Source organism: Photorhabdus africana (assembly GCF_035181445.1).
Classification (GTDB): domain Bacteria; phylum Pseudomonadota; class Gammaproteobacteria; order Enterobacterales; family Enterobacteriaceae; genus Photorhabdus; species Photorhabdus laumondii.
In genome coordinates this window covers 1-20,620 of the sequence record NZ_JAXBVE010000017.1, presented here as the reverse complement: position 1 = coordinate 20,620, position 20,620 = coordinate 1, and the positions used below count along the sequence as shown (strand labels likewise).

The following is a 20,620-nucleotide window of genomic DNA, read 5'->3' as shown; positions in this document are numbered from 1 at the left end:
AATCCTCAGTAAACGTTGTCTTCCCATATGCTATATGCACTGGTGCCGGACATAATATGTTCCCACGTTATTGATTTATACATCAAAGATAAACTCTCCTGTGGCTGACATTCATTATGCGTAGATGAATTTGGATAAAATCCATTCAATGCACATATATATGCGCCGGTGAGTTTTATCTTATAATAGAGCTCTAAACCACCTTTAGTGGATGTTCTGTAAAAATAAAAAATACATTGCAACGATTCTTTATTCGTTATAGCCAACCCCAAAAGAGGAGAAGATTTATCTATTGGCTTTCTTATCTCAACTGGCTGATGGTTAACATGTTGACCTCTGGTTATATTGGAAGTCAATTCATAAACAAATATATGGTCTTCATGACCAAGCTGACATGTGTTACCAATAGAATCAACCGTTGAACATCCTTGTGATATCAAACCTTGCTTATCACCCTTAATTTCCAAATAGATTATATTCGCCATAGAAAACCATCAATTAGTCAATATTCAAAAACATGAATATATATTATCTTGAGAAGAAATATAATATAAATATTGGCTTCATTTCCAAAGAATGTGATAAAACTCATGACAAGGAAAATTTCGTTAATCCTTTAGTGTTAGAAATAACATTTAAACACTGTAAATATTCTACTTAAATCAACCTTGAAACCCAAAACAACTACGTATGATGGAAGTCATTGGCAAGAAAATATTACGAGATATATTTACCTGAAATACTTAAAGTTATTATTCAAGACAGGTCTGAATATAACGATTTTATTTTTTTATTAATGCGGGTTATCAAATTATCCTGACAACTAAAACGGCAACACAATATTACTTTCAGCAAGTAGCCCCATATTGTTATACATCGCACAAGCCGCATCCACCAGATGCATAGCCAACGCAGCGCCACTCCCCTCCCCTAAACGCATGTCCAAATGCAAATAAGGCTCTAATTGCAGGTGTTGCAACGCAATAATTGAGCCTTTCTCTGCCGATAAATGCGAAGGGATCAGGTAATGACGCACATCGGGTGCAATTCGACAAGCGGCCAGCGCCGCCGCATAAGAAGGAAAACCATCCAGAATCACTGGCAGCCCGACAGAGGCAGCACCAAGCATTACGCCCGCCATACCCACCAAATCATAACCACCAACCTTTGCCAATACATCAATGCTATCTCTGGCATCAGGCCGATTGATTTCAATCGCTTGTCGCACAACCGCCACTTTATGATGCAGGCGTTCACTTGGGAAGTTAGCCCCAATGCCGACAATCTGTTGTGGATCGTTGTCCGTAAAGACGCTGACCACAGCCGCCGCCGGTGTGGTATTCGCCATACCCAATTCGCCCACACCAAACAGTTGCACGCCATTTGTAATCTGTTCCAGCGTTAAACATGCGCTTGCCAATAACAAATCTTCGGCTTGCTGGCGGCTCATTGCCGGCCCTTGAGCAATGTTGCCACTGCCACGCTCCACCTTCATGTTCACTAATCCCGGCACAGGATCACTGTCAATGCCCACATCCACAACTTTTACATCAGCTCCCGCATTTGCCGCCAACACGCAAACACCGGTAATCCCTTTCATCATATTCTGCGCATGAATAGCCGTTGCTGATTTGGGCGATATGGTCACGCCTTCGTCATAAACCCCATGATCAGCAACCATCACAATAATCTGCTTACGATCAATATGATGACCCGATAATCCCCGCATGCCAGCGAGCTGAATCGCCAGATGCTCCAGACGTCCGAAGCTGCCTGTTGGTTTAACCAGCCCATCTAACCAGGCAGCAGTATGCGCCATAGCAATGTTATCCAACGGCACAATCGCATTAATGATCGATGAAAGTGTTTGCATGATGTTATTTCCGTGTCTCAAGCTGCCAGTCAGTCCGGTTATTAAATGTTCGCAAGGTAGTAAATCCATGTTGGATTTCCACGACACTGTATGTTCCTTGTTCAAAATGAAAGTGCCACATAGCAGCAGGCGGCATAGCCAGCAGACGCGCCAGTAATAAGCCCAATACTCCCTGATGAGCAACCAGCAACAGATTATTCTGACTTTCTGGTGTCAACAGTTGCTGAACCACGTTCTCTATCCGGGCCGCAAATGCTGAGAAAGTTTCACCGCCAGTCGGGGATGCCTGTTGCCAATCGGCTAACCAAGCAGCCCAAGCTTCTGCGTCTTCATGTTGCAAATCGCGGTGATGGCGCATTTCCCATGCGCCGAAATGCATCTCATTGAGTTGCGTATCAATGGTAGCTGATAACGAATGACCGGCCAGAATAATCTCCGCAGTATGACGCGCCCGCCGTAACGCGCTGCTTATCGCTTGCGAAAATGTCACTGCCGATAGATAACGGGCAACTTGCCGAGCCTGATTGATCCCCGTTTCAGTCAACTCCACATCTGTCATCCCACAGAAAACACCGCTCAGATTCGCTTCTGTTTGACCGTGCCGAACCAGAAATAGTCGCATTGTTGTTACTCTACCTCAGATGTTTTTTAGAGCAGTTAATTCAGAAACACGTAGATTCAGACTCGTTTTTTAGCATGTTACCCCCATTCATCATAAAATGACTTGCGAATGTGTGTCGTAGTACATGTCTCGCCAGCCTTTTTGCTAGATTAGGAATCATTGATTTAATACCGTTTTGGGTAGCGATTACCCAACGTTCATACTGTTGCGCTTCGGACTTTGTGCCGAAGCACTTACGAATATGCTTGCCCTTGCGGGCGAACATCAGCAAGGTACTACCCGCTATCCAGTTTGGATACACTCACAAAATGTCTACCAGAAATTTCACCCAAACAAATAACGAGCCACAGCTAATGCCAACCCAGCGGTACCAATTATGGTTGCAGCTAACCACTTCGTCCGTGCACTGATTTCTTTATGTAGATCGCCTTTTGTCGCAAACTCTTCAGATCGAGTTGTTAGCTTGGTTAACTCTATCTTTATTTGCATGACATCTGATTCAAGACGCGCCACTCTTGGTTCTAAACTGCCGCCATCACCGCCATCATTACGGGTAGTATCCATATCATCACCCCCTTTACGTTTGGTACTATTCATATAAGATATATTACTCATCATGAGATTCCTTCTCTTGCTGACTCAACCAATGAAGCACAGATCTGACTTCATGAGTGGTAATATAGCCACAATTATCACAGCTGAGTTTATAATAATAATTAGCATCACTGTCGGTAGGTTGTTCTGGTGCGTGTCTGAAAAAAGTAACAAATGTTTTGCTAACCGATTGCCCATGAAGCAAGTCAGCAACCGCAGCTTTGCTTGTCTCAGCAATAACTTGCTCACCAACACTGTGGCACATCGGGCATATTCGAGTTACTTTCTTCGCGTCCAAGAACTTGAAGAAAGTATCAGCATTTATTGTTTCCAACTTCTTAATAAGTTTGTTTTTGTCTTTCATTTAATCACTATTATAAATGTTTTCGTTTAATGGGTTTCTTAACTTATAAACAAAGGGGAACCACGCTCCCAACGTATGTATATCTTTATACCCGTCATCTTTCAAATTGCTTCTTTGTTGGCTGCGCTCACTCACCCCGGTCACATAGTTTTCTATGCTCCCGGGGATTCGCTCCCTTGCCGTCGCGATGCATCTTGAAATCCATAGGGTATATACCCGTCATCTTTCAAATTGCTTCTTTGTTGGCTGCACTTAGCGAGAATAGGGGTTGGGTATTTTGCCAGGCAATTACTCACAGTAGCGCCAGTAAAAACACCAACTCCCCAACTTCCACCGATGCACCAAGGGTATCACCGGTCTGACCGCCTAAACGGCGGTGCAGATACACCGCCAGCAACCCGATAACCAACAGCGTAATCGCCAATGCCAACACACCAGACCAGCGCATCAGTAGAGCAATCAATATTGCCCCACCTAACAATGTCAACAGTGCCTGATAACCGTTAACCCGACCGATATAGAGATTCCCCAAGCCACGCCCTTCACGAGCACAACGCTGGCGGTACATTAACAAGATAATCGCACTCCTGCCGGCAACAGATGCCGCAGTCAAAGCCATTAGCATGGGAGCGCCACGCAGAGATAATTCGCTCACCACCAGCACTTTCGCCAAAATAAGCAAGATCAACGCCAATCCACCATTTGTTCCCAAACGGCTATCACGCATAATCTCTAGCATTCTTTCCCGCTTACGGGCAGAAAATACGCCATCACAGGTATCCGCTAAACCATCAAGATGAAGAGCCCCGGTTAACAGCGCCAGCGCTAATACGTAACCCAGTGCCGCCAAGGGTGCGCCACTCCAGGGAGCCAGCAAGGTAAAAACCGCCGACGCCAGCACACCGACGATTAATCCAACCAGTGGGAAACTCGCTATACCTCGCACGTACTGATCGATTTCCACTCCCTGTGTCCAGCGTGATGGTACTGGAATGCGGGTCATAAATTGTAAGGTGGCAAGAAACAAACGCAGGCTCATTTAATTTTTACCTCAATGCCCGATACCATCAAAAATACTTCACTGGCAGCCGCCGCCAGCCGCTGGTTAACCCTTCCGGCAATGTCGCGGAAATGGCGGGCCAGACGGTTCTCCGGCACAATACCCATTCCCAATTCGTTAGTAACCAGATATATCGGGGAAGTCATGCGGGCACAAGCCGCTAACAGATCGCTAATTTGTTGCTGAATCCCCACCTCTAATACAGCAAAGTCCATTTGTTCAGGTGGCGTCTCTCCAGCTTGCTCAAATAATAGGTTGGTAATTAAGGTGGTGATACATTCCAAGATAACCGCTTCTCCCGGTCGGGTTTGCGTCGTGATAACTGCACCGAGATCGCGATAACCTTCCCATGTACGCCAATGAGCCGGCCGATTTTCGCGGTGCAGTTGTATACGTTCGGCCATTTCACTGTCTGTCACTACGGCAGTCGCAATATATAACACCTGTTCACTCGCTTGTGCCACCAGTCTCTCTGCCAGCACACTTTTACCACTTCGAACCCCGCCAGTGATTAAGATCACGGAACCGAACCTTGTCGATGAGTTTTCATACATTGATAAATCCGTTCTATATCCAGATGTTCGCGCATGGCTTTCGCCAGAAGGTCAAACTGAGTCTGTTTGTAGTGGGTATAATCCAGTATTTCCCCTTGATAATCCGCCAATCCTTTGCGCTGACGCAAAGCGTTAAGCAGAGCTCGGGTAAAATTAGCGCTATCAAATAAGCCATGAATATAACTGCCCATCACACTGCCTGCTCGATTAACCGCGCCATCACACCAACCACCCGATTGGCCGTTACGCTCGGTAATACAGGCAAACGGGGTTGCATCCGCTCCCAGTATCGAGTTGCCCATATGAATTTCATAACCGCGAATAGGCTGCTCAACGCAGTCTGACAGCAAGCCCGGCAATGCTGACAAGCTGTTACCGTTTACCCTAGTCGTTACTTTTTCATGGGCAAAACAGGTTTCCATATCCAACAATCCAAGGCCATCCATCTGTTCAATACCCGACTCCACCCCATCAATGATCCGTTTCCCCAGCATTTGATAACCACCGCAGATACCGATAACAGGAACACCAGCCTGATGTGCCGTTAACAAGGCATCCGCTAACCCGTTCTGTCTCAGCCATTGCAAATCTCCCAATGTGTTTTTGCTACCGGGCAAGATGATCAAATCCGACGGCTGCAACGCGGATGGTTGAGTCACATAACGCAAGCGAACATCCGGTTGCACCGCCAGCGCATTAAAGTCAGTAAAATTAGCAATATGAGGCAAACGAATCACGGCAATATCCAGCGCCTTTTCTGTCGCGCCATCATATTTGCCCGTTTGTAGCGCTACGCCGTCTTCATCTTCCAGATCAATATCCAACCAAGGCATGACGCCCAATACAGGCACGCCAGTTAAAACTTCAATCTGTTCAATACCCGGCTGGAGCAGGCTGATATCACCTCGGAATTTATTGATGATCACCCCTTTTACCCGCGCTCTCTCCGCCGGGCGTAGCAGTGCCAATGTGCCATAAATGGCCGCAAATACGCCGCCGCGATCGATATCCGCGACCAACAACACAGGGGCATCAACCATCTCCGCCATCCCCATATTGACAATATCTCGATCTCGCAGATTGATCTCCGCCGGACTGCCAGCCCCTTCCAACACAATGACGTCATATTCACTCGCCAGACTGTGAAAAACTTCGCAAATTTGCTGCTGTAAACTGGGCTTATACTGGTGATACTCCACCGCATTCATGCTACAAGCCACTTTTCCCATTAACACCACTTGCGCTTTACGCTCGCTGGTGGGTTTAAGCAATACTGGATTCATCCGTACATCCGGTTCAATACCCGCTGCCTCTGCTTGAAAAATCTGCGCCCTTCCCATCTCTTCACCGTTAATAGTGATACCAGAATTCAGCGCCATATTCTGTGATTTAAACGGTGCGCAGCGATAACCATCTTGAACAAAGATACGGCACAATCCCGCAACCAATACACTTTTTCCAACATCAGATGCCGTACCCTGCAACATTAAAGACAAGCCCATCATGCTATCTCCTTCAATTATTGGTGTAGCAGAGCAAAAAGCTGCTCCTCAGTTTTATAGAGCAGCGATCTTAGTTCGCAATCACGCCTTACCTGATGGAAAGGGTTGACCCGGCGATCAATGTATCCAATTTGTCAATATTCGCCACCATTGCCAACCCAATGAATATTTTTGCTACCATACCAGCACTTATTTCTCAGTATGCCATTGTTTATTCACTAAAATGGTGGAGAAATAAGGTAATTTTTGATCAGCATCCACCTGATCCAAACGGCACCAGCACTGCTCACTTGGCAATGTCGCATCCGCCATCAATAAAGCATGTTCAAACAGATTCAGGCGTGCCAACAATGTACTCACGGCGGCAAAACGGCTATAGACTTTCATCAGTACCACGCAATCATGCGTTTGCAATGCCTGCTCCAGCTCAGCTTCTGGCGCAGTACAAGACATTATCGCCATTGATTGCTGTTCCATCGCCAGTGGTAATACGCTACGCGCGGCAATCGCAGCAAAAGAGGTGATACCTGGGACAATTTCCAGCCACTCTTGCCGACCAATTCGCGCCAGCAAAAAGACCCAAGTACTGAATAACATGGCATCACCAAGGGTGATAAAACCCACTTGCCGCCCTTTGGCGACTTCATCTTGCAGTTGTTGCGCCACTTCATCCCATACCACCTGTTTCTCGTCACCATTACTGTTCATCGGAAAATGGCAGGTACGAATTTCCGTGTGGGGTAACAGGTATTCACGCACAATGGAGAGCGCCAGACTATCCCCCCCTTTACGTCCAGCGGGTGCATAAAGCACATCAAGGCGAGCAAGTATTCGAGCTGCACGTACGGTAACTAAATCACTGGCTCCCGGACCAACACCTATCGCATAAAGTCTTCCATTCATCACACCACCTCCTGTTGTTCTGCCTGTATTGCTTCCGCCAGATGTTGAACGAACATTTCGCGGATCAGCGGATTTTCACCTAACCCCTGTAACCAAGACTGGGTTTTTATCCCAACAGCTTCTAATTGAGAACGCCACGAATCCGGTTCGTCCGATGCCATATCGTTAATCGCATGATCACCGGCCACCAGCATTAATGGCATTAAATGTACCTTACGTATCGCCTGCCGCCGCAAGCGGATGATGATATGGTCGATTTCCGGGTAGCTTTCCACCGCGCCAACCAACGCCGGGAAATCATGTGAATTCATCAGGTGATCAAGACACGCGTAGGCAGAAAAGGCATGGTGACTGGCACCGTGTCCCATAAACACCACCCGCTCATCTTCGGCTAACGGCGGCATCTGACTTTTTAAGGCAATAAGCAGTTGTTGATAATCAGCAAAACGGTTAAGCAGCGGCGTACCCACCACTAATCGTTGGAAATGATCACTAAAGGTACGCACTTCACTGACAATCTTTTCATATTCGTCACCGTTGATGACATGGAGGGATTGAATAGCCACATCCTGATACCCCTCGTTGACCAAACGCTCCAACGCCTGACGTGGGTTATCCACCTGTAGACCATCACGTTTTTTTAATTTACGGATGATCATCTCTGAGGTGAATGCACGATACAGATCGCGATCACGGTAAGCTGCGGCCAATTGTTGTTCACAGACATCAATATTCTTTTGTCGGGTTTGATGATAGCTGGTACCAAAGCTGATGATTAATAGTGCTTTTTTCATTTTATTGCCCTCATTATTCCTGCCAACTGGCTAGGTGTTGGACAAACTCATCCAGCGAACTAATCTGCTCTCCTTCATCTCCCTGTAAAGTCTGTGTAGGACGGCACACCACAATACAGGGAATATTGAGTGCCAAGCAGGGCGCGACTTTCTGTTGATATCCCCCCTCGGCCCCGGACTCTTTTGTGATCACCACATCAGGGTGACAAAATTCATACACTGCATGATTGAATTCCGCCGTAAATGGCCCACGCAACGCGATAATATGATCGACCCCCAATCCTAACGCTTCACACTGAATCAATACCTCGGCGGTCGGCAATACCCGTACCAACAACGTTTTTCCCGGTAGTAAACGCTGATACAGCGCCAATTGCTTACTGCCGGTGGTGAGCAAGATCCGTTGCCCTAGTGTCCGGGCAACGTCGCAAGCCGCCTCGATACTATTTACTTTGTGCAACAGTGGATGGCTCAGTAAGTCAATCTCACTGGGACGCTGATAACGAGTCAGCCGCAGTGACAAACGACGACACGCTGTGAGCACGTTGTGGCTTAGTGCATCTGCGTAAGGATGAGAAGCATCAATCACCCAACGTACCTTATGCTGATCAAAGTAATCCACCATCGCCTCGGCATCCATTCGCCCCACCACCACCTCTCCCTGAATATCACCCGCCAGTTGTTTGCCTGCATCAGTCGCAACAGAGAGACGATAACCTGCTCCTGCTGCGTCTAATGCCTGGCAGAGCAACCGGGCATCGCTGGTACCACCGAAAACATGGATAGCCGGATGGCTCATAATTCATACCCCCGTGGCGTGATCATCAATCCATCACGGCAATAGGTTGTTTGATTGCCAACGATCACCAGACTGGTCATATCCACCGGGGAGAAATCCATCTCGCCGAAAGTAGTGATCCATTTATCCTGTTTTTTACGTCCCGCCGCTTTTACTACGCCAACCGGTGTCTGTGCCGCTTTCCACGGCCGCATAAGTTCAAACGCTTTGGCAAGATGTCCTTCCCGGCCACGGCTACGTGGGTTATAAAAACAGATAACAAAATCGGCTTGTGCGGCGGCAATAATACGTTTCTCAATCATCGGCCACGGCGTTAGCAGATCACTTAAACTAATATGACAAAAATCGTGCATCAACGGCGCGCCTAATAACGACGCCGCAGCAATACTGGCGGTGATCCCGGCGACCAATTTAACTTCAAGATCACACTGTTGCTGGCAAACCAATTCCAGTACTAAGCCGGCCATGCCATAAATTCCCGCATCACCGCTGCTGATCAACGCGACTTTACGGCCGGACAATGCCAGATCGATCGCTTTCTGGCAGCGTTCAATCTCCTTGCACATACCGGTCTTAATCACTTCTTTATCCATCGTTAGATGTTTAACTAAATGGGTGTAGGTTTTATAGCCGACAATAATTTCCGCTTCTTGGATCGCTGCAATCGCGTCCTGCGTCATCATGGATTCATTGCCTGGTCCAATACCGATTACTGTTAACATGATTGTGATACCCCCAAAGTGATAGTGACGCCCTGCTGACGCAAGGTCCGACCAACCAATTTTCCTTCACTCATCAACCAAGCGACGGGTTGTGAAACACTGCCAACCCCCACGGTCTGGCGGACAAAATCGGATGCAGGAAAACGTTGCTCATGAAGACTTAATTCATTAACACTGAACAACTCAAATGGCACACCCCAGCGCTGTGCAAGCTGATTTAGCGCGGGTTCATCCTTTTTAATCACAACACTGCCGATGGCACGTAACGCCATCAGATCGAAATGGTTTTCCGCCATCTGCTGCTGCAATAGCTCAATCACTGTTTGCAATGGCGTATCCCGGCGACAACCGATCCCGGCCACCACACGCTTCGGCACCAGTTTGTAAACCGGTAGAGACAACTCCGGCAATGCATCTCGCAATGTGATACACACCAGCGTATCCAGCGCGGGCAATTCCTCCAGACACGCTACCGAGACAAACCCTCGGGTATCACACCGCTCGCGTTCACTCAGTAGTGGCTCATCCCACCACAGCCCCACTTTCTGACCACTGACCAGCATTTGATTTATCACCTTCACCACATGGCGAAAATCCTGCATATCGGCATCTAATTGCGTGGCAAGAGTGTCCAACGCCGCCATCCCGTTAACGTCTGTAGCTGTCGTAATCACCGGGTCAGCTCCTAGCAACTCCGCCAAATGGTGAGTCAATGCATTAGCGCCACCCACATGACCGGATAACAGGCTAATCACATGCTGACCCCCTTCATCAATCACCACCACGGCGGGATCATGCATTTTGTCGTTTATGAGTGGCGCAAGCAGGCGTACCGTGATGCCAAGCGCCGCCACCACAACCAACGCTGAATAGTGTTTAAATGCCTCGCGCAACGTGTCGCCAAAGCTGCCATTAAAAGGCGTAAACCCCGGCTCCAACAACTTTTCGCTGGTAAAACAGGTCAGAGGAAGATGCGTTTTCAACCGACGTACCAGTCTGACCCCGCCCGGCGTCAGACAGAACACCGCAATCGACTCATGCCCGGCGATATTCATGGCTAAACCCCGCATCATAAAGCTTGGAATAGTGGTACTCCTCCCCCAAAAAAGCACCGACCAGAATCAACGCGGTTTTACGAATACCCGCTGCCTGTACTTTTTCAGCGATATCCGCCAACGTACCGCGCACGGTTAAGCTTTCATCCCAAGTCGCTTTGTAGATCACCGCGACCGGCGTCGTTGCCGGATAGCCACCAGCTTGAAGACGCGCAGCCACATGTCTCATTTTCTGTACAGAAAGATAAATCGCCATTGACGTTTGATGGGCCGCGAAGGATTCCAGTTGTTCGAGCGGCGGCACTGGCGTGCGCCCTTCAATCCGGGTAATGATCAAGCTTTGCGCCACTTCCGGTACGGTATACTCCACCCCTAATTGCGCGGCAGCCCCAAGGAACGCACTGACACCCGGTATCGAGACAAAGCCAATGCCCGCATCGGTCAAAGCTTCCCCTTGTTCACGTATGGAACCGTATAACGAGAGATCGCCGGTTTGCAGTCGCACCACCAATTTACCCGCACGAACACCATCAACCATCAGTGCAACAATCTGTTCCAACGTCAGGCCGGCGCTGTCATGACACTCAGCCTCCGGCGGGCAATAATCCAGCAGTTCGGTATTAATCAGTGAACCGGCATAAATCACCACCTGCGCCTGTTGCAGCAAACGGTAACCTTTCAGGGTGATTAGCTCTTTGTCACCCGGTCCGGCCCCGACAAACCACACTTTTCGAGGATCAAAATATTCAGACATCGATCTTCTCCTTGTAACAGGAAATCAGATAAGTCGGATTATTCGGTTTGAAATAGTGACCGGTACCCAAGGTCGCCAGAGTAGATGCTTGTAATTGTATGCACTCCAATTGACTTATCTGACAGGTCCGCAAATGTTCCAATGCATCATTCAAGTTATTCAACAAAATGAAAGTCAGTACCAGACGGCCACCGGGGTACATGTGATCCAGCGCCCAATCGATCAAGGCAGTCAATTGCCCGCCACTGCCGCCAATAAACACGGCATCCGCCATCACATCCAATGCTAACGGAGCTTCTCCTGCAATAATCTCCACATTATGACAACCCAGTCGTTGACGATTCTCCTCAATCAAGGCCAGTGCCGCCGGGTTGCGTTCAATGGCAGTAACGGTCAGCGCCGGGAAGCATAACGCCGCCTCCAATGCCACACTGCCCGTACCCGCGCCCACATCAATCAATTGGCTGGCATCATTGAGTTCCAGCCGCTCCAGCGCCAATGCACGTACAGGTTCTTTGGTCATCGGCACTTTCTGTCCGCGTAAAAATTCATCATCTCTCATTTAGGATCACCACCACATTCATGTCATAGTCAATCGCCACCGCTTCCGGCCGCAGACGGTGAATACGCTCATTAGGCAAAGAGAGGTTTTCACCAATAATCAATGTACGGCTCAGGCCACGCTCAATAATGGCCTCCGCAATTGCCCGCGGACCGACGCGCCCATCAGTTACCATGCCTACTTTGTCGTGTTGCAAAAGCCAGTCAAAATCCGGGGTACGCCCGTGACTGCTGGTCAGATAGATATCGTTCATATCCAGCGCAGCTTTGGCACACAGATACTGAATTGAACTGATACCCGGAATGATGCGCAGATCATCTGCGGTAAAATATTCAGACAATAATTTGCCAATGCCATATAACAGCGGGTCACCAGACGCTAATACCACAATCCGGCGTGTACTGTTGTTCTGTAGCCAAACAAGCAAACTGGCAAGATCAGCATCCAGTACGCGGGTTTCGTGGGTAATGCCGCTAAATATCTCCAGATGGCGTCTACCGCCGACCAATACCTCCGCCTCAGTGATAGAGTGCTGTGCCTGCGGTATCAGATACGCAGTATCGCCGGGACCAATTCCCACTACGGTGATCATCGCATTGCCTCCAAAATGTCATTTAATGGGCGACTGGTGCCAAGTATCTGATTATCAAAGGAGAACATGATGGCATCACAGCGCGGCGGGTTAACCGCAAAACGCAACATTTCACTCATTCGTTCACAAATGCGTTCGGCAATGCGGTCATAAACCGCTTGCAAGCCGTGTTCTGCAATCAATTCCATTGCAGCTTCCGTGGTATCGCAGTGACTCACCTCCAACAGTAATTCCTGCGACGCTCCCATCAGTGCCAGATAAGCAATCAACGTTTCCATGCGGCCATCAGCAATATGACTGTGGGTATGGAAAATGCCGGCGGCCACTTTCACCAGTTTGCCGGGATGTCCCACCAACATGATATGGCGGAACCCAAGCCGCACCGCTTCCTGCAACATGTAACCCACGAAGTTACTCATGGTGACCACTAGCTGACCGTCAAGCCCCAATTGTTCACGCACAAAACGCTCACCGTGATTGCCCGGCACCAGAATGACCTTTTCAGCACCCGCCGAACGTTTCATTTCCAGCTCTATCGCCAACGAACGTTTCCAACTCTCTTCCGACATTGGCGTGACGATGCCGGTAGTACCAATGATAGAAATGCCGCCCAGTATCCCCAATCGCCCGTTGTAAGTTTTCTTTGCCCGCTCTTCCCCTTCCGGCGCGAAAATTTCCACCTCCGCGCCCCGTAAAGGGCCGATAGCTTCCCGTACCGCGGCCTCAATGGTCTGACGCGGTGTACGATTAATGGCCGCGCTGCCTACCGGCAATCCCACACCTTTACGGGTAACCGTGCCAACACCTTCCCCGCCCCGCAGATGGATCTCACCGTGATCGCACAAGGTGACACGAGCAAAAATCAACATGCCATGAGTGGCATCTACATCGTCGCCACCGTCTTTACGGATAGCGGCGGTCGCCTGCTGTCCTTCAATCAGCGGCTGCTCAACGTTAAGGCGTAATGTCACACCAGAAGGGGTAACAATAGAAACGTGATCGATAACTTGCTGACGCAGCACCATTAATGCGGCAACCTTGGCGGCAGCGGTAGCACAGGAACCCGTGGTATAACCTTTGCGATACTGCTTACCGTTATGCCAGATGCTGTCTAGTTGCATGGTGTCACTCATTGTGCCTCCTGCAATCGGTACAGAATGGCATTGATAATCGCCGCCGCGATATTACTTCCCCCTTTACGACCTGCGGCGGCGATACAAGGCAGTTCACTTTGCATCAAAGCAGCTTTCGATTCCGCCGCACCGACAAAACCGACAGGCACTCCAACCACCGCCAATGGTGAAGCCTTCCTTTCCAGCAAGCGGAACAGGGCGGTTGGCGCGTTACCGAACACGAAGATTTTGTCCCCTGCTTCCGCCAGTGCGACGTCTACCGCGGCCATAGAACGCGTGATACTCTGCGCTTTCGCCATCTCGACCACGCGCGGATCACTGATATAGCAGCGGCATTCACACCCCATCTGATGTAACAGTGCTTTGTTGATACCGGACTGAACCATCGTCGTATCGGTATACAAAGTGCATCCCCGACTCAATGCCTCTGTCATGCGGGCCAGCACACCCGGCGAGAACCATAAAATATCCAACCAGTCAAAATCTGCGGTGGTGTGGATCACCCGTTTAATCACCGCTTCTTGCATCTCATCAACAAAACGATAATCGGGGCGCTCACTGGCAATAATATCGCCAATGATTGCGAAGCTATTTTGTTCAATTTGCTGAGGTTTCTGGAGGTAGTTCATATTGTTGCCCTTTTTTAAGCCATACCGACCAACAGTAAGCGCAACAGCGCAAACAACAGTAAGGCCAGTTGCGAAGCTATCATCATCAAATAGATGCTGAGCGGGATATCCGTCAGCGCAATTTTACGGCGTTCATCACCCATCCAGGGTTTATCTACTCGTTCACCAAAATAACAACTCGGACCACCAAGGCGGATACCCAACGCTCCCGCAACCGTCGCTTCCGACCAGCCACAATTAGGACTGGTATGCTGATAACGATCACGCCAGCCAATACGCAGTGCCTGACGAAAATCAAGCCGAATGAACCAAGCCGCCGCACTTAACAACAGCCAACTCAGCCGCGCCGGTAACCAATTCGCCAGATCATCCATGCGAGCAGAAACATACCCAATGGCGCGATATTCCTGAGTTTTGTACCCCACCATTGAATCAAGGGTGTTAATCGCTTTATAAGCCATTGCCAACGGCGCACCACCAATCATCAGGAAAAACAGTGGAGCGATAACCCCATCAACGCTGTTTTCCGCCACCGTCTCCACGACTGCGCGCGTGATTTGCGGTGCATCCAGTTGAGAAGTATCGCGCCCGACAATCCATGACAATTGCTGGCGACTCTCATCCAATAAGCCCTGTTGCAATACACCATGTACCTCTAGCGCGGTGTCACTCAGACAACGGCCAGCCAACAGGGTATAAATCATCCACACTTCGACCAGCCAGCCGACCCAAGGATGAATGGCGTTCATCAGCCACAAGCATCCCCAACTCACCAACCAAGTCAGCCCAACAACCACTATCCATAGCCCTGCTCCACCAACTTTCAATGCTCGTTCACTGTGACAACAGCGCCGAACCGCCCGCTGTACCAAAGAAATCAGCTTACCAATCCAACGCACCGGATGAGGCCAATGCGGCGGATCACCTAACCAGCTATCGAGCAAGAAAGCAGCAAACCAGGCAGCAAGTGTCACAATAACCTCCTCGCAGACCTCAGCCAGCGATCAAGCAGACTAGGACGCTGAGCAAAATGGATATGAAGATAACTAGCCAGTGTCTGCTGTACCTGATAGCCTCCGGCCCATTGCTGTATTGCCATCCCGTCACGCCATTTAGTACAGTCAAAGACTGAAGGCACTGAGCTGATAAAATCAGAATAATGAAACTCGTGGCCCCGTAAAATCTCACCTTCCGCGGCCAGCAAAGTGTCAAAACGGGCCTGTGCCTGACAGTAACCAAAACGCATCAACCGCGTACCCATATGGCTTTCCCCCGGCAAAATACCGGCCATCTGGTGGCGCTCCCCCTCCCCATCAGTCAACGATTTGCCAAGGTACATCAGGCCACCGCATTCAGCATAAATGGGAACTTGACGACAATGCGCATCCTGTAAAGCTTCCCGCATGGCACTATTGGCGGCCAACTTAGCGGCATATATTTCCGGGTAGCCCCCACCGAGATAAATCATCTGACAATCGGGTAAACGGCGATCATGCAGCGGACTAAAACGGTGAATACGTACCCCCACCCGCTCCAACATCTCCAGATTATCTGGGTAATAAAAATTAAAGGCTTCATCATCTGCCAACGCTAGCGTCAACCCGTCTGCCAATGCGGGATCAGGCAATGATGGTGCCTCACCCTCGGGTAAAGTAGGACAATCACAAAGCGCCAACAGACGATCAAGATTGATATGCGCCTCCACTTGCTGAGCCAGCCGCTGCCAGCGAGCATCATTGTCAACCTGCTCTTGGGCTGGAATAAGGCCAAGATGACGAGACGGCAACGACACATCCTTCATCACGGGTAAACGCCCTAACACCGGCACACCACAATAATGTTCAATCGCGTGACGAATAAGTTCGAAATGATTTTCAGAATTGACGCGGTTCACAATGACGCCCGCAATCGTTAAAGAGGGATCAAAACGACAAAAACCCAGAACAGTGGCGGCAACAGACGTCGATACGGCCTTGCCGTCCACCAACAAAATCACCGGGCATCCCAACTGCTTAGCCATTGCAGCGCTACTGCAATAATTTGGGTTAGTACCATAACCATCATACAACCCCATCACACCTTCAATGACCGCGACATCAGCATGACGCATATGCTGATTATAAAGACCATTAAGCGTCGCGGTTGGCAGCATAAATGCATCAAGATTACGAGATGCTACGCCACACACAGAGCTGTGCCAGCCGCTATCCAGATAATCCGGCCCCACTTTAAACGGCTGGACAGTCAACCCTCTCAACATCAATGCCCGCAAAATGCCAAGGGTAACCGTAGTCTTACCACAGCCACTACCCGTACCCGCGATAACAAATGCCTTCCTACCTGACCATTGCATAGAAAATTCCCGATATGTCGATCGGAAAAGGAGCGCCAATAAGACGTGCCAACACCGCGCACACCACTTGGATGACAACTCGCTTCCCACCGAAGGAGTTAATGTCTCGTGCCTGTCAGGTCGGTCTTCTGGCTTAGCTTCACCCTTCCCCGCAACCTTCCCAGTCTTTCCGACCAGTGGCATCAGCGGAGTTGTCAGCATCACAGCAGCGGGGGCTGCGGAGGACTTTCACCTCCTTCCCAACCACACCATTAAGGTGTGGTATTAACCTAACGGCGGTTTATACCCGTCATCTTTCAAGTTGCCTCTTTGTTGGCTGCACTCACTCACCCCGGTCACATAGTTCTCTATGCTCCCGGGGATTCGCTCCCTTGCCGCCGCGACGCATCTTGAAATCCATAGGGTTTATTTATTTTTAACGTGGTCTACTTTTCAAGTTATTAATTATTAGATAACTAATGATATTCATTTTTACCATAATAACCTTATTAAATTCATTGAATTTAAATGCAGATTAAATATATATTTCTCACACCAATAAAGCGGCTAATTTTATTATTTTCGGCGATAAACTTATGCGCTTTATAACAAAAATCACCATCAATCTGGTGATAAAGATGGTAACAACATAGCAACAGATTAATCATTGATCATAATCAACTATCTATTCATATCACATAAGCTTATGATGTTTCTTATCATAAAATCGTTCCTTACATCATCTGTATAACCACAAATCACAATGAGAACTACCTATGTTATTATATACCTCCATACCTCGTATTCTTGGCGCCTGTTTTTATTACTCACCGAAATCAGAACAAGTCCGCCCACTAATTCCATTGCTTATCGACATTGATAAATTATTTCCCTGGTCAAATAATCGCAAAATAGGAAACCTGACGAAAAAGCTCGCGACCTTCTCAGCCGAATCTCTACAATATGACTACTCCATCTTGTTAGAAGGGCAAGGTGTTATGCCAGCCCCACCTTGGGGATCGGTTTATCTGGACAGAGAAAACGCGTTATCAGGTGAAAGCACGCTGGCTTATCGAGAATTTCTGACAAAACAAAATATCGTCATGTCCAGTGAACAACGGGAACCCGAAGATCAATTCGGTTTGATGCTGCTGGCCTTAGTTTATATTTTAGAACAAGGGCATAAACCTGCTGCACGTACATTATTAGAACAGCACTTACTACCTTGGGCTTACCGTTATCTGGAATTGATGCAGACAACCAAACTAGAAAATGATTTTTATCCCATTTTAGCCACTATTGCTATTGACTATTTAAAAACACTGCAAACTGAATTAAAACTCATTCCGACAAGATTAGAATTATTTTGCTAACACTTTTATTATTCCACAACAAATGCTCCGGGTGATAAATTTAATAACAACTAATAAATATACACTCTCCCGGCGTTCAACTCTCATTTAATCAACTCATCCTTTATAACAACGAATTTATACCAGAAAAATCTTTATAACCCTTTCTCGTTCCATTGAACGTTATAGCTCTATTGTCGTATATAAAACTATTTAGCTGATTTTTATGTTATTTATAATTGGCTATGGATAACAGGCAGCCAATAGAATGATTTTATGCGCTAAAAAAACTGTCTATTAATTCATAAATTAGTAAACATTAAATACTCATATAGAGGATTTATTAAATTTCTAAAAAAAACTTAGCCATAAACTTTATTTCATTGAATGTCTGTTTCCATTACATGGAAAGATTAACAATGTAAACAACACGAGGTAAAAATATGAAGAAAATTTTTTTAGCTACACTTATTACAGGGATTGTGTCAGCAAGTTATTTCGCACACGCACTTCCCGAAAATAACAGCGAGCATCTTGCTGATCTGCAAGACAATACCAGCAACGAAGCTCCACTATTAAAATCTACCGATCCGGGCGCTGAGCGATTTAAGCATGTCGGAAAACTGAGCGGTCGCGGCCAATGTACCGCAACACTTATTGCCGGTTCAGAAACCCCTGATGCCAATCAACAAGCACTTATTCTTTCCGCGGGCCATTGTTTTGATTCTTCATTAGATACCAATGAAGTCATTATTGATCAACCTGTAGGCCCAGGTTGGACATACACGCCAAACTACTTCATTGACTTAATTAATGAACACCAACCTGTTGATGTTGATAGAGTTTTATACGCAACAATGAAAGGCGGCGACCTTGCGGTTTTCAGACTTAAAGCAACGTATGGTGAGTTGGCAAAGCGCGGAATAGTGCCGGTAACCTTACAAAAAGATCACGAACCATCAGAAAGTCAGCCGATTGAACTTGCTCACATTCCGGTCAATGGCATAGATGGTGATAAACGCTATCTACGCTATTCAGCTTGCAACATTACTGGAAAAGCCTCGCTTGTGTATGAAGGTATATGGGCTTGGTCTCCGGCCGCTGCGGTTAATTGCGCCGGTGTTGCGGGAGGAACTTCGGGTTCACCGGTTATGTTAAAAGATCAATCCAAGATAATTGGTGTATTAAATACCACCGTCGATCGAAGTTACTGGGGTTGCGGTCTTAACCGGCCTTGTGAATTTATTATCGATCACAGTTCCTCTCGTGCAGGTGCCAGCTATTATATGCCTATTGATAAAATTGCACGTGCATTTACTCCTGATGGAAAACTGGATTTAAGTCAATTTGATGATGGCAAAGGGATCACTATTAACGCCAGCGGCCCATTAATTACAAAGGGTACCGTTAACAACAAACCTGTCACCTGGAATTTACGCCTTGCAGAGAAGGGTTTTGATAATATTCGCTATAAAAGAGGACTTGCGAGTAATGTTGACTGTACCGATCCTAAAGGATACAGCAAACCTATTCCAGTCACGACACAACCGCTGGAAAAACTTACCGTTCCTTCCAAAGAAGGGATATATACCATGTGTGTCATTGGGCAACATTCTGCAAATAAACGCTGGCAGAGTACATCTAACGCATCAATAAAATTACGTGAAATTGATAACACCCTTCCGGGAATAAGACCGGATTCAACATTACTTTTTGAAACAAATGATAGCTGGGTTATCGACCTCAGATTTAGACCTTGGGAAGTTGTTGATATACGTTATAAAGCAGGCCCAAGAAAATCGACAAAATGCGATGATTATAAAAATTACTCTACTTATAGAAGAGTACCGATTACGATTAAAAAGAAAGACTCTCCAATACGCTTTTGTATGTATGGCTTAGATCAAGCAGGCAACATAGGTGCAATATTTTTTGAGGATTTTGGAGAACAAAAATAAATTTTTAAAATGGGCCTGCATTTGCGCTGAGAAATCCCCACAAACTCAGCGCTAATAAATCAAAGCCCTATTTCGATAGATTTTGACGAAATGGTTTAATACATTGTCGAAAGCTATCACTAGTAAAGTTAGCGGAGAATGTCGTAAGACATTCTCCGCCAGACCGCTGACAAACCTCGTTGAAAATAACGGGGTTTGTTTCTTTTATTATGAATCATAATGCCATCCATTTTCCTCATTAACCCGATGTAATCCTCCACCAAGGCGTTATTTTCGCTTATCCTGCAATAAAATGCTCGCTCTCCTGAGATAAAAACAACACAGCATTGCGACCAGCAAGGCTATCTTCTTAATATTTCCTGATTACCATCGAATCTCAGCTAGCTTGAGTAAATACTCAGGTATAGGTGCTGCCCGGATACATGAATAAATAAGCTGTTCGAATGTTTTTTTAAGGTTAAAGCGC

At 47.5% G+C, this 20,620-nt stretch carries 23 protein-coding genes, 1 pseudogene and 1 riboswitch; of the genes and pseudogenes, 3 read left to right on the top strand and 21 right to left on the bottom strand.

The window, feature by feature from the left end:
- Nucleotides 1-5 precede the first annotated feature (5 nt).
- The 20 genes from SLS51_RS11500 to SLS51_RS11405 all read right to left on the bottom strand — a co-directional run bounded on the left by SLS51_RS11500 (nt 6) and on the right by SLS51_RS11405 (nt 16,865).
- On the bottom strand, nt 6-485 hold the full coding sequence (locus SLS51_RS11500) for an Hcp family type VI secretion system effector (RefSeq protein WP_011147197.1): 480 nt from the start codon (nt 483-485) through the stop codon (nt 6-8).
- A 338-nt stretch (nt 486-823) separates the two neighbouring features.
- A complete protein-coding gene (gene cobT / locus SLS51_RS11495; protein WP_323838417.1) occupies nt 824-1,873 on the bottom strand; it encodes a nicotinate-nucleotide--dimethylbenzimidazole phosphoribosyltransferase in 1,050 nt (349 codons plus the stop codon).
- Between the two features lie 4 nt (nt 1,874-1,877).
- Nucleotides 1,878-2,495, bottom strand: a complete 618-nt coding sequence (locus tag SLS51_RS11490) for an adenosylcobalamin/alpha-ribazole phosphatase (RefSeq protein WP_323838416.1) — start codon at nt 2,493-2,495, stop codon at nt 1,878-1,880.
- A gap of 324 nt (nt 2,496-2,819) precedes the next feature.
- Entirely contained in the window at nt 2,820-3,113 is a 294-nt protein-coding gene (locus SLS51_RS11485) for a hemolysin XhlA (RefSeq protein ID WP_323838414.1), read from the bottom strand.
- On the bottom strand, nt 3,103-3,453 hold the full coding sequence (locus SLS51_RS11480; protein WP_011147202.1) for a hypothetical protein: 351 nt from the start codon (nt 3,451-3,453) through the stop codon (nt 3,103-3,105). Before SLS51_RS11480 ends, SLS51_RS11485 begins: the two co-directional genes overlap by 11 nt.
- A gap of 292 nt (nt 3,454-3,745) precedes the next feature.
- Complete coding sequence (cobS, locus tag SLS51_RS11475) at nt 3,746-4,492, bottom strand: adenosylcobinamide-GDP ribazoletransferase (RefSeq protein ID WP_323838411.1); 747 nt, start codon at nt 4,490-4,492, stop codon at nt 3,746-3,748.
- Nucleotides 4,489-5,034, bottom strand: a complete 546-nt coding sequence (gene cobU, locus SLS51_RS11470) for a bifunctional adenosylcobinamide kinase/adenosylcobinamide-phosphate guanylyltransferase (protein WP_323838409.1) — start codon at nt 5,032-5,034, stop codon at nt 4,489-4,491. Before cobU ends, cobS begins: the two co-directional genes overlap by 4 nt.
- Entirely contained in the window at nt 5,031-6,569 is a 1,539-nt protein-coding gene (locus tag SLS51_RS11465) for a cobyric acid synthase (RefSeq protein ID WP_323838557.1), read from the bottom strand. The genes cobU and SLS51_RS11465 overlap by 4 nt, the downstream gene beginning before the upstream one ends.
- Before the next feature lie 189 nt (nt 6,570-6,758).
- Nucleotides 6,759-7,472 (bottom strand): cobalt-factor II C(20)-methyltransferase, encoded by a 714-nt coding sequence (locus tag SLS51_RS11460; protein WP_323838407.1) that lies wholly within the window; start codon nt 7,470-7,472, stop codon nt 6,759-6,761.
- Nucleotides 7,472-8,266, bottom strand: coding sequence for a sirohydrochlorin cobaltochelatase (gene cbiK / locus SLS51_RS11455; RefSeq protein WP_323838405.1), 795 nt, complete (start codon nt 8,264-8,266; stop codon nt 7,472-7,474). The genes SLS51_RS11460 and cbiK overlap by 1 nt, the downstream gene beginning before the upstream one ends.
- 13 nt (nt 8,267-8,279) lie before the next feature.
- Nucleotides 8,280-9,065, bottom strand: coding sequence for a cobalt-precorrin-6A reductase (locus SLS51_RS11450; RefSeq protein ID WP_323838403.1), 786 nt, complete (start codon nt 9,063-9,065; stop codon nt 8,280-8,282).
- Entirely contained in the window at nt 9,062-9,787 is a 726-nt protein-coding gene (locus SLS51_RS11445) for a precorrin-3B C(17)-methyltransferase (protein ID WP_323838402.1), read from the bottom strand. The genes SLS51_RS11450 and SLS51_RS11445 overlap by 4 nt, the downstream gene beginning before the upstream one ends.
- Nucleotides 9,781-10,842 carry a cobalt-precorrin 5A hydrolase gene (cbiG, locus tag SLS51_RS11440; RefSeq protein ID WP_323838400.1) on the bottom strand — a complete coding sequence of 354 codons (1,062 nt, stop codon included), beginning with the start codon at nt 10,840-10,842 and terminating at the stop codon, nt 9,781-9,783. Before cbiG ends, SLS51_RS11445 begins: the two co-directional genes overlap by 7 nt.
- Entirely contained in the window at nt 10,823-11,596 is a 774-nt protein-coding gene (locus SLS51_RS11435; RefSeq protein ID WP_323838398.1) for a cobalt-precorrin-4 methyltransferase, read from the bottom strand. The genes cbiG and SLS51_RS11435 overlap by 20 nt, the downstream gene beginning before the upstream one ends.
- On the bottom strand, nt 11,589-12,158 hold the full coding sequence (locus SLS51_RS11430; RefSeq protein ID WP_323838396.1) for a decarboxylating cobalt-precorrin-6B (C(15))-methyltransferase: 570 nt from the start codon (nt 12,156-12,158) through the stop codon (nt 11,589-11,591). The genes SLS51_RS11435 and SLS51_RS11430 overlap by 8 nt, the downstream gene beginning before the upstream one ends.
- Nucleotides 12,148-12,750 carry a cobalt-precorrin-7 (C(5))-methyltransferase gene (locus SLS51_RS11425; protein WP_323838394.1) on the bottom strand — a complete coding sequence of 201 codons (603 nt, stop codon included), beginning with the start codon at nt 12,748-12,750 and terminating at the stop codon, nt 12,148-12,150. The genes SLS51_RS11430 and SLS51_RS11425 overlap by 11 nt, the downstream gene beginning before the upstream one ends.
- Nucleotides 12,747-13,883 carry a cobalt-precorrin-5B (C(1))-methyltransferase CbiD gene (gene cbiD, locus SLS51_RS11420; protein WP_323838392.1) on the bottom strand — a complete coding sequence of 379 codons (1,137 nt, stop codon included), beginning with the start codon at nt 13,881-13,883 and terminating at the stop codon, nt 12,747-12,749. Before cbiD ends, SLS51_RS11425 begins: the two co-directional genes overlap by 4 nt.
- Complete coding sequence (locus SLS51_RS11415; RefSeq protein ID WP_323838390.1) at nt 13,880-14,512, bottom strand: cobalt-precorrin-8 methylmutase; 633 nt, start codon at nt 14,510-14,512, stop codon at nt 13,880-13,882. Before SLS51_RS11415 ends, cbiD begins: the two co-directional genes overlap by 4 nt.
- Nucleotides 14,513-14,526: 14 nt before the next feature.
- Nucleotides 14,527-15,486 carry an adenosylcobinamide-phosphate synthase CbiB gene (gene cbiB / locus SLS51_RS11410; protein ID WP_323838388.1) on the bottom strand — a complete coding sequence of 320 codons (960 nt, stop codon included), beginning with the start codon at nt 15,484-15,486 and terminating at the stop codon, nt 14,527-14,529.
- Nucleotides 15,483-16,865, bottom strand: a complete 1,383-nt coding sequence (locus SLS51_RS11405; protein ID WP_323838386.1) for a cobyrinic acid a,c-diamide synthase CobB — start codon at nt 16,863-16,865, stop codon at nt 15,483-15,485. The genes cbiB and SLS51_RS11405 overlap by 4 nt, the downstream gene beginning before the upstream one ends.
- Before the next feature lie 14 nt (nt 16,866-16,879).
- Between SLS51_RS11405 and SLS51_RS11400 the strand changes: the two genes are divergently transcribed.
- From SLS51_RS11400 to SLS51_RS11390, 3 genes are all read left to right on the top strand, one after another.
- Nucleotides 16,880-17,002 carry a hypothetical protein gene (locus tag SLS51_RS11400; protein WP_255562387.1) on the top strand — a complete coding sequence of 41 codons (123 nt, stop codon included), beginning with the start codon at nt 16,880-16,882 and terminating at the stop codon, nt 17,000-17,002.
- Nucleotides 16,967-17,152: riboswitch (cobalamin riboswitch) on the bottom strand. (Overlaps the previous gene by 36 nt.)
- A gap of 468 nt (nt 17,153-17,620) precedes the next feature.
- Nucleotides 17,621-18,217 (top strand): molecular chaperone TorD family protein, encoded by a 597-nt coding sequence (locus tag SLS51_RS11395; protein WP_323838384.1) that lies wholly within the window; start codon nt 17,621-17,623, stop codon nt 18,215-18,217.
- A 422-nt stretch (nt 18,218-18,639) separates the two neighbouring features.
- Nucleotides 18,640-20,154, top strand: coding sequence for a trypsin-like peptidase domain-containing protein (locus tag SLS51_RS11390; RefSeq protein WP_323838382.1), 1,515 nt, complete (start codon nt 18,640-18,642; stop codon nt 20,152-20,154).
- A gap of 363 nt (nt 20,155-20,517) precedes the next feature.
- On the opposite strand, the pseudogene SLS51_RS11385 reads toward SLS51_RS11390, so the two are convergent.
- Nucleotides 20,518-20,620 (bottom strand): annotated as a pseudogene (locus SLS51_RS11385) (IS1595 family transposase); the annotation flags it as partial.

Excerpts from the sequence above, each read along its gene's own strand:
- SLS51_RS11405 (WP_323838386.1), bottom strand. The coding sequence starts at position 16,865 with ATGCAATGGTCAGGTAGGAAGGCATTTGTTATCGCGGGTACGGGTAGT.
- SLS51_RS11390 (WP_323838382.1), top strand. The coding sequence starts at position 18,640 with ATGAAGAAAATTTTTTTAGCTACACTTATTACAGGGATTGTGTCAGCA.
- SLS51_RS11480 (WP_011147202.1), bottom strand. The coding sequence starts at position 3,453 with ATGAAAGACAAAAACAAACTTATTAAGAAGTTGGAAACAATAAATGCT.
- SLS51_RS11490 (WP_323838416.1), bottom strand. The coding sequence starts at position 2,495 with ATGCGACTATTTCTGGTTCGGCACGGTCAAACAGAAGCGAATCTGAGC.
- SLS51_RS11450 (WP_323838403.1), bottom strand. The coding sequence starts at position 9,065 with ATGAGCCATCCGGCTATCCATGTTTTCGGTGGTACCAGCGATGCCCGG.
- SLS51_RS11415 (WP_323838390.1), bottom strand. The coding sequence starts at position 14,512 with ATGAACTACCTCCAGAAACCTCAGCAAATTGAACAAAATAGCTTCGCA.
- cbiK (WP_323838405.1), bottom strand. The coding sequence starts at position 8,266 with ATGAAAAAAGCACTATTAATCATCAGCTTTGGTACCAGCTATCATCAA.
- SLS51_RS11400 (WP_255562387.1), top strand. The coding sequence starts at position 16,880 with ATGTCGATCGGAAAAGGAGCGCCAATAAGACGTGCCAACACCGCGCAC.
- cbiD (WP_323838392.1), bottom strand. The coding sequence starts at position 13,883 with ATGAGTGACACCATGCAACTAGACAGCATCTGGCATAACGGTAAGCAG.
- SLS51_RS11395 (WP_323838384.1), top strand. The coding sequence starts at position 17,621 with ATGTTATTATATACCTCCATACCTCGTATTCTTGGCGCCTGTTTTTAT.
- SLS51_RS11485 (WP_323838414.1), bottom strand. The coding sequence starts at position 3,113 with ATGATGAGTAATATATCTTATATGAATAGTACCAAACGTAAAGGGGGT.
- cobT (WP_323838417.1), bottom strand. The coding sequence starts at position 1,873 with ATGCAAACACTTTCATCGATCATTAATGCGATTGTGCCGTTGGATAAC.
- SLS51_RS11500 (WP_011147197.1), bottom strand. The coding sequence starts at position 485 with ATGGCGAATATAATCTATTTGGAAATTAAGGGTGATAAGCAAGGTTTG.
- cbiG (WP_323838400.1), bottom strand. The coding sequence starts at position 10,842 with ATGAATATCGCCGGGCATGAGTCGATTGCGGTGTTCTGTCTGACGCCG.
- SLS51_RS11465 (WP_323838557.1), bottom strand. The coding sequence starts at position 6,569 with ATGGGCTTGTCTTTAATGTTGCAGGGTACGGCATCTGATGTTGGAAAA.
- SLS51_RS11430 (WP_323838396.1), bottom strand. The coding sequence starts at position 12,158 with ATGAGAGATGATGAATTTTTACGCGGACAGAAAGTGCCGATGACCAAA.
- SLS51_RS11425 (WP_323838394.1), bottom strand. The coding sequence starts at position 12,750 with ATGATCACCGTAGTGGGAATTGGTCCCGGCGATACTGCGTATCTGATA.
- cobS (WP_323838411.1), bottom strand. The coding sequence starts at position 4,492 with ATGAGCCTGCGTTTGTTTCTTGCCACCTTACAATTTATGACCCGCATT.
- SLS51_RS11445 (WP_323838402.1), bottom strand. The coding sequence starts at position 9,787 with ATGTTAACAGTAATCGGTATTGGACCAGGCAATGAATCCATGATGACG.
- SLS51_RS11435 (WP_323838398.1), bottom strand. The coding sequence starts at position 11,596 with ATGTCTGAATATTTTGATCCTCGAAAAGTGTGGTTTGTCGGGGCCGGA.
- SLS51_RS11460 (WP_323838407.1), bottom strand. The coding sequence starts at position 7,472 with ATGAATGGAAGACTTTATGCGATAGGTGTTGGTCCGGGAGCCAGTGAT.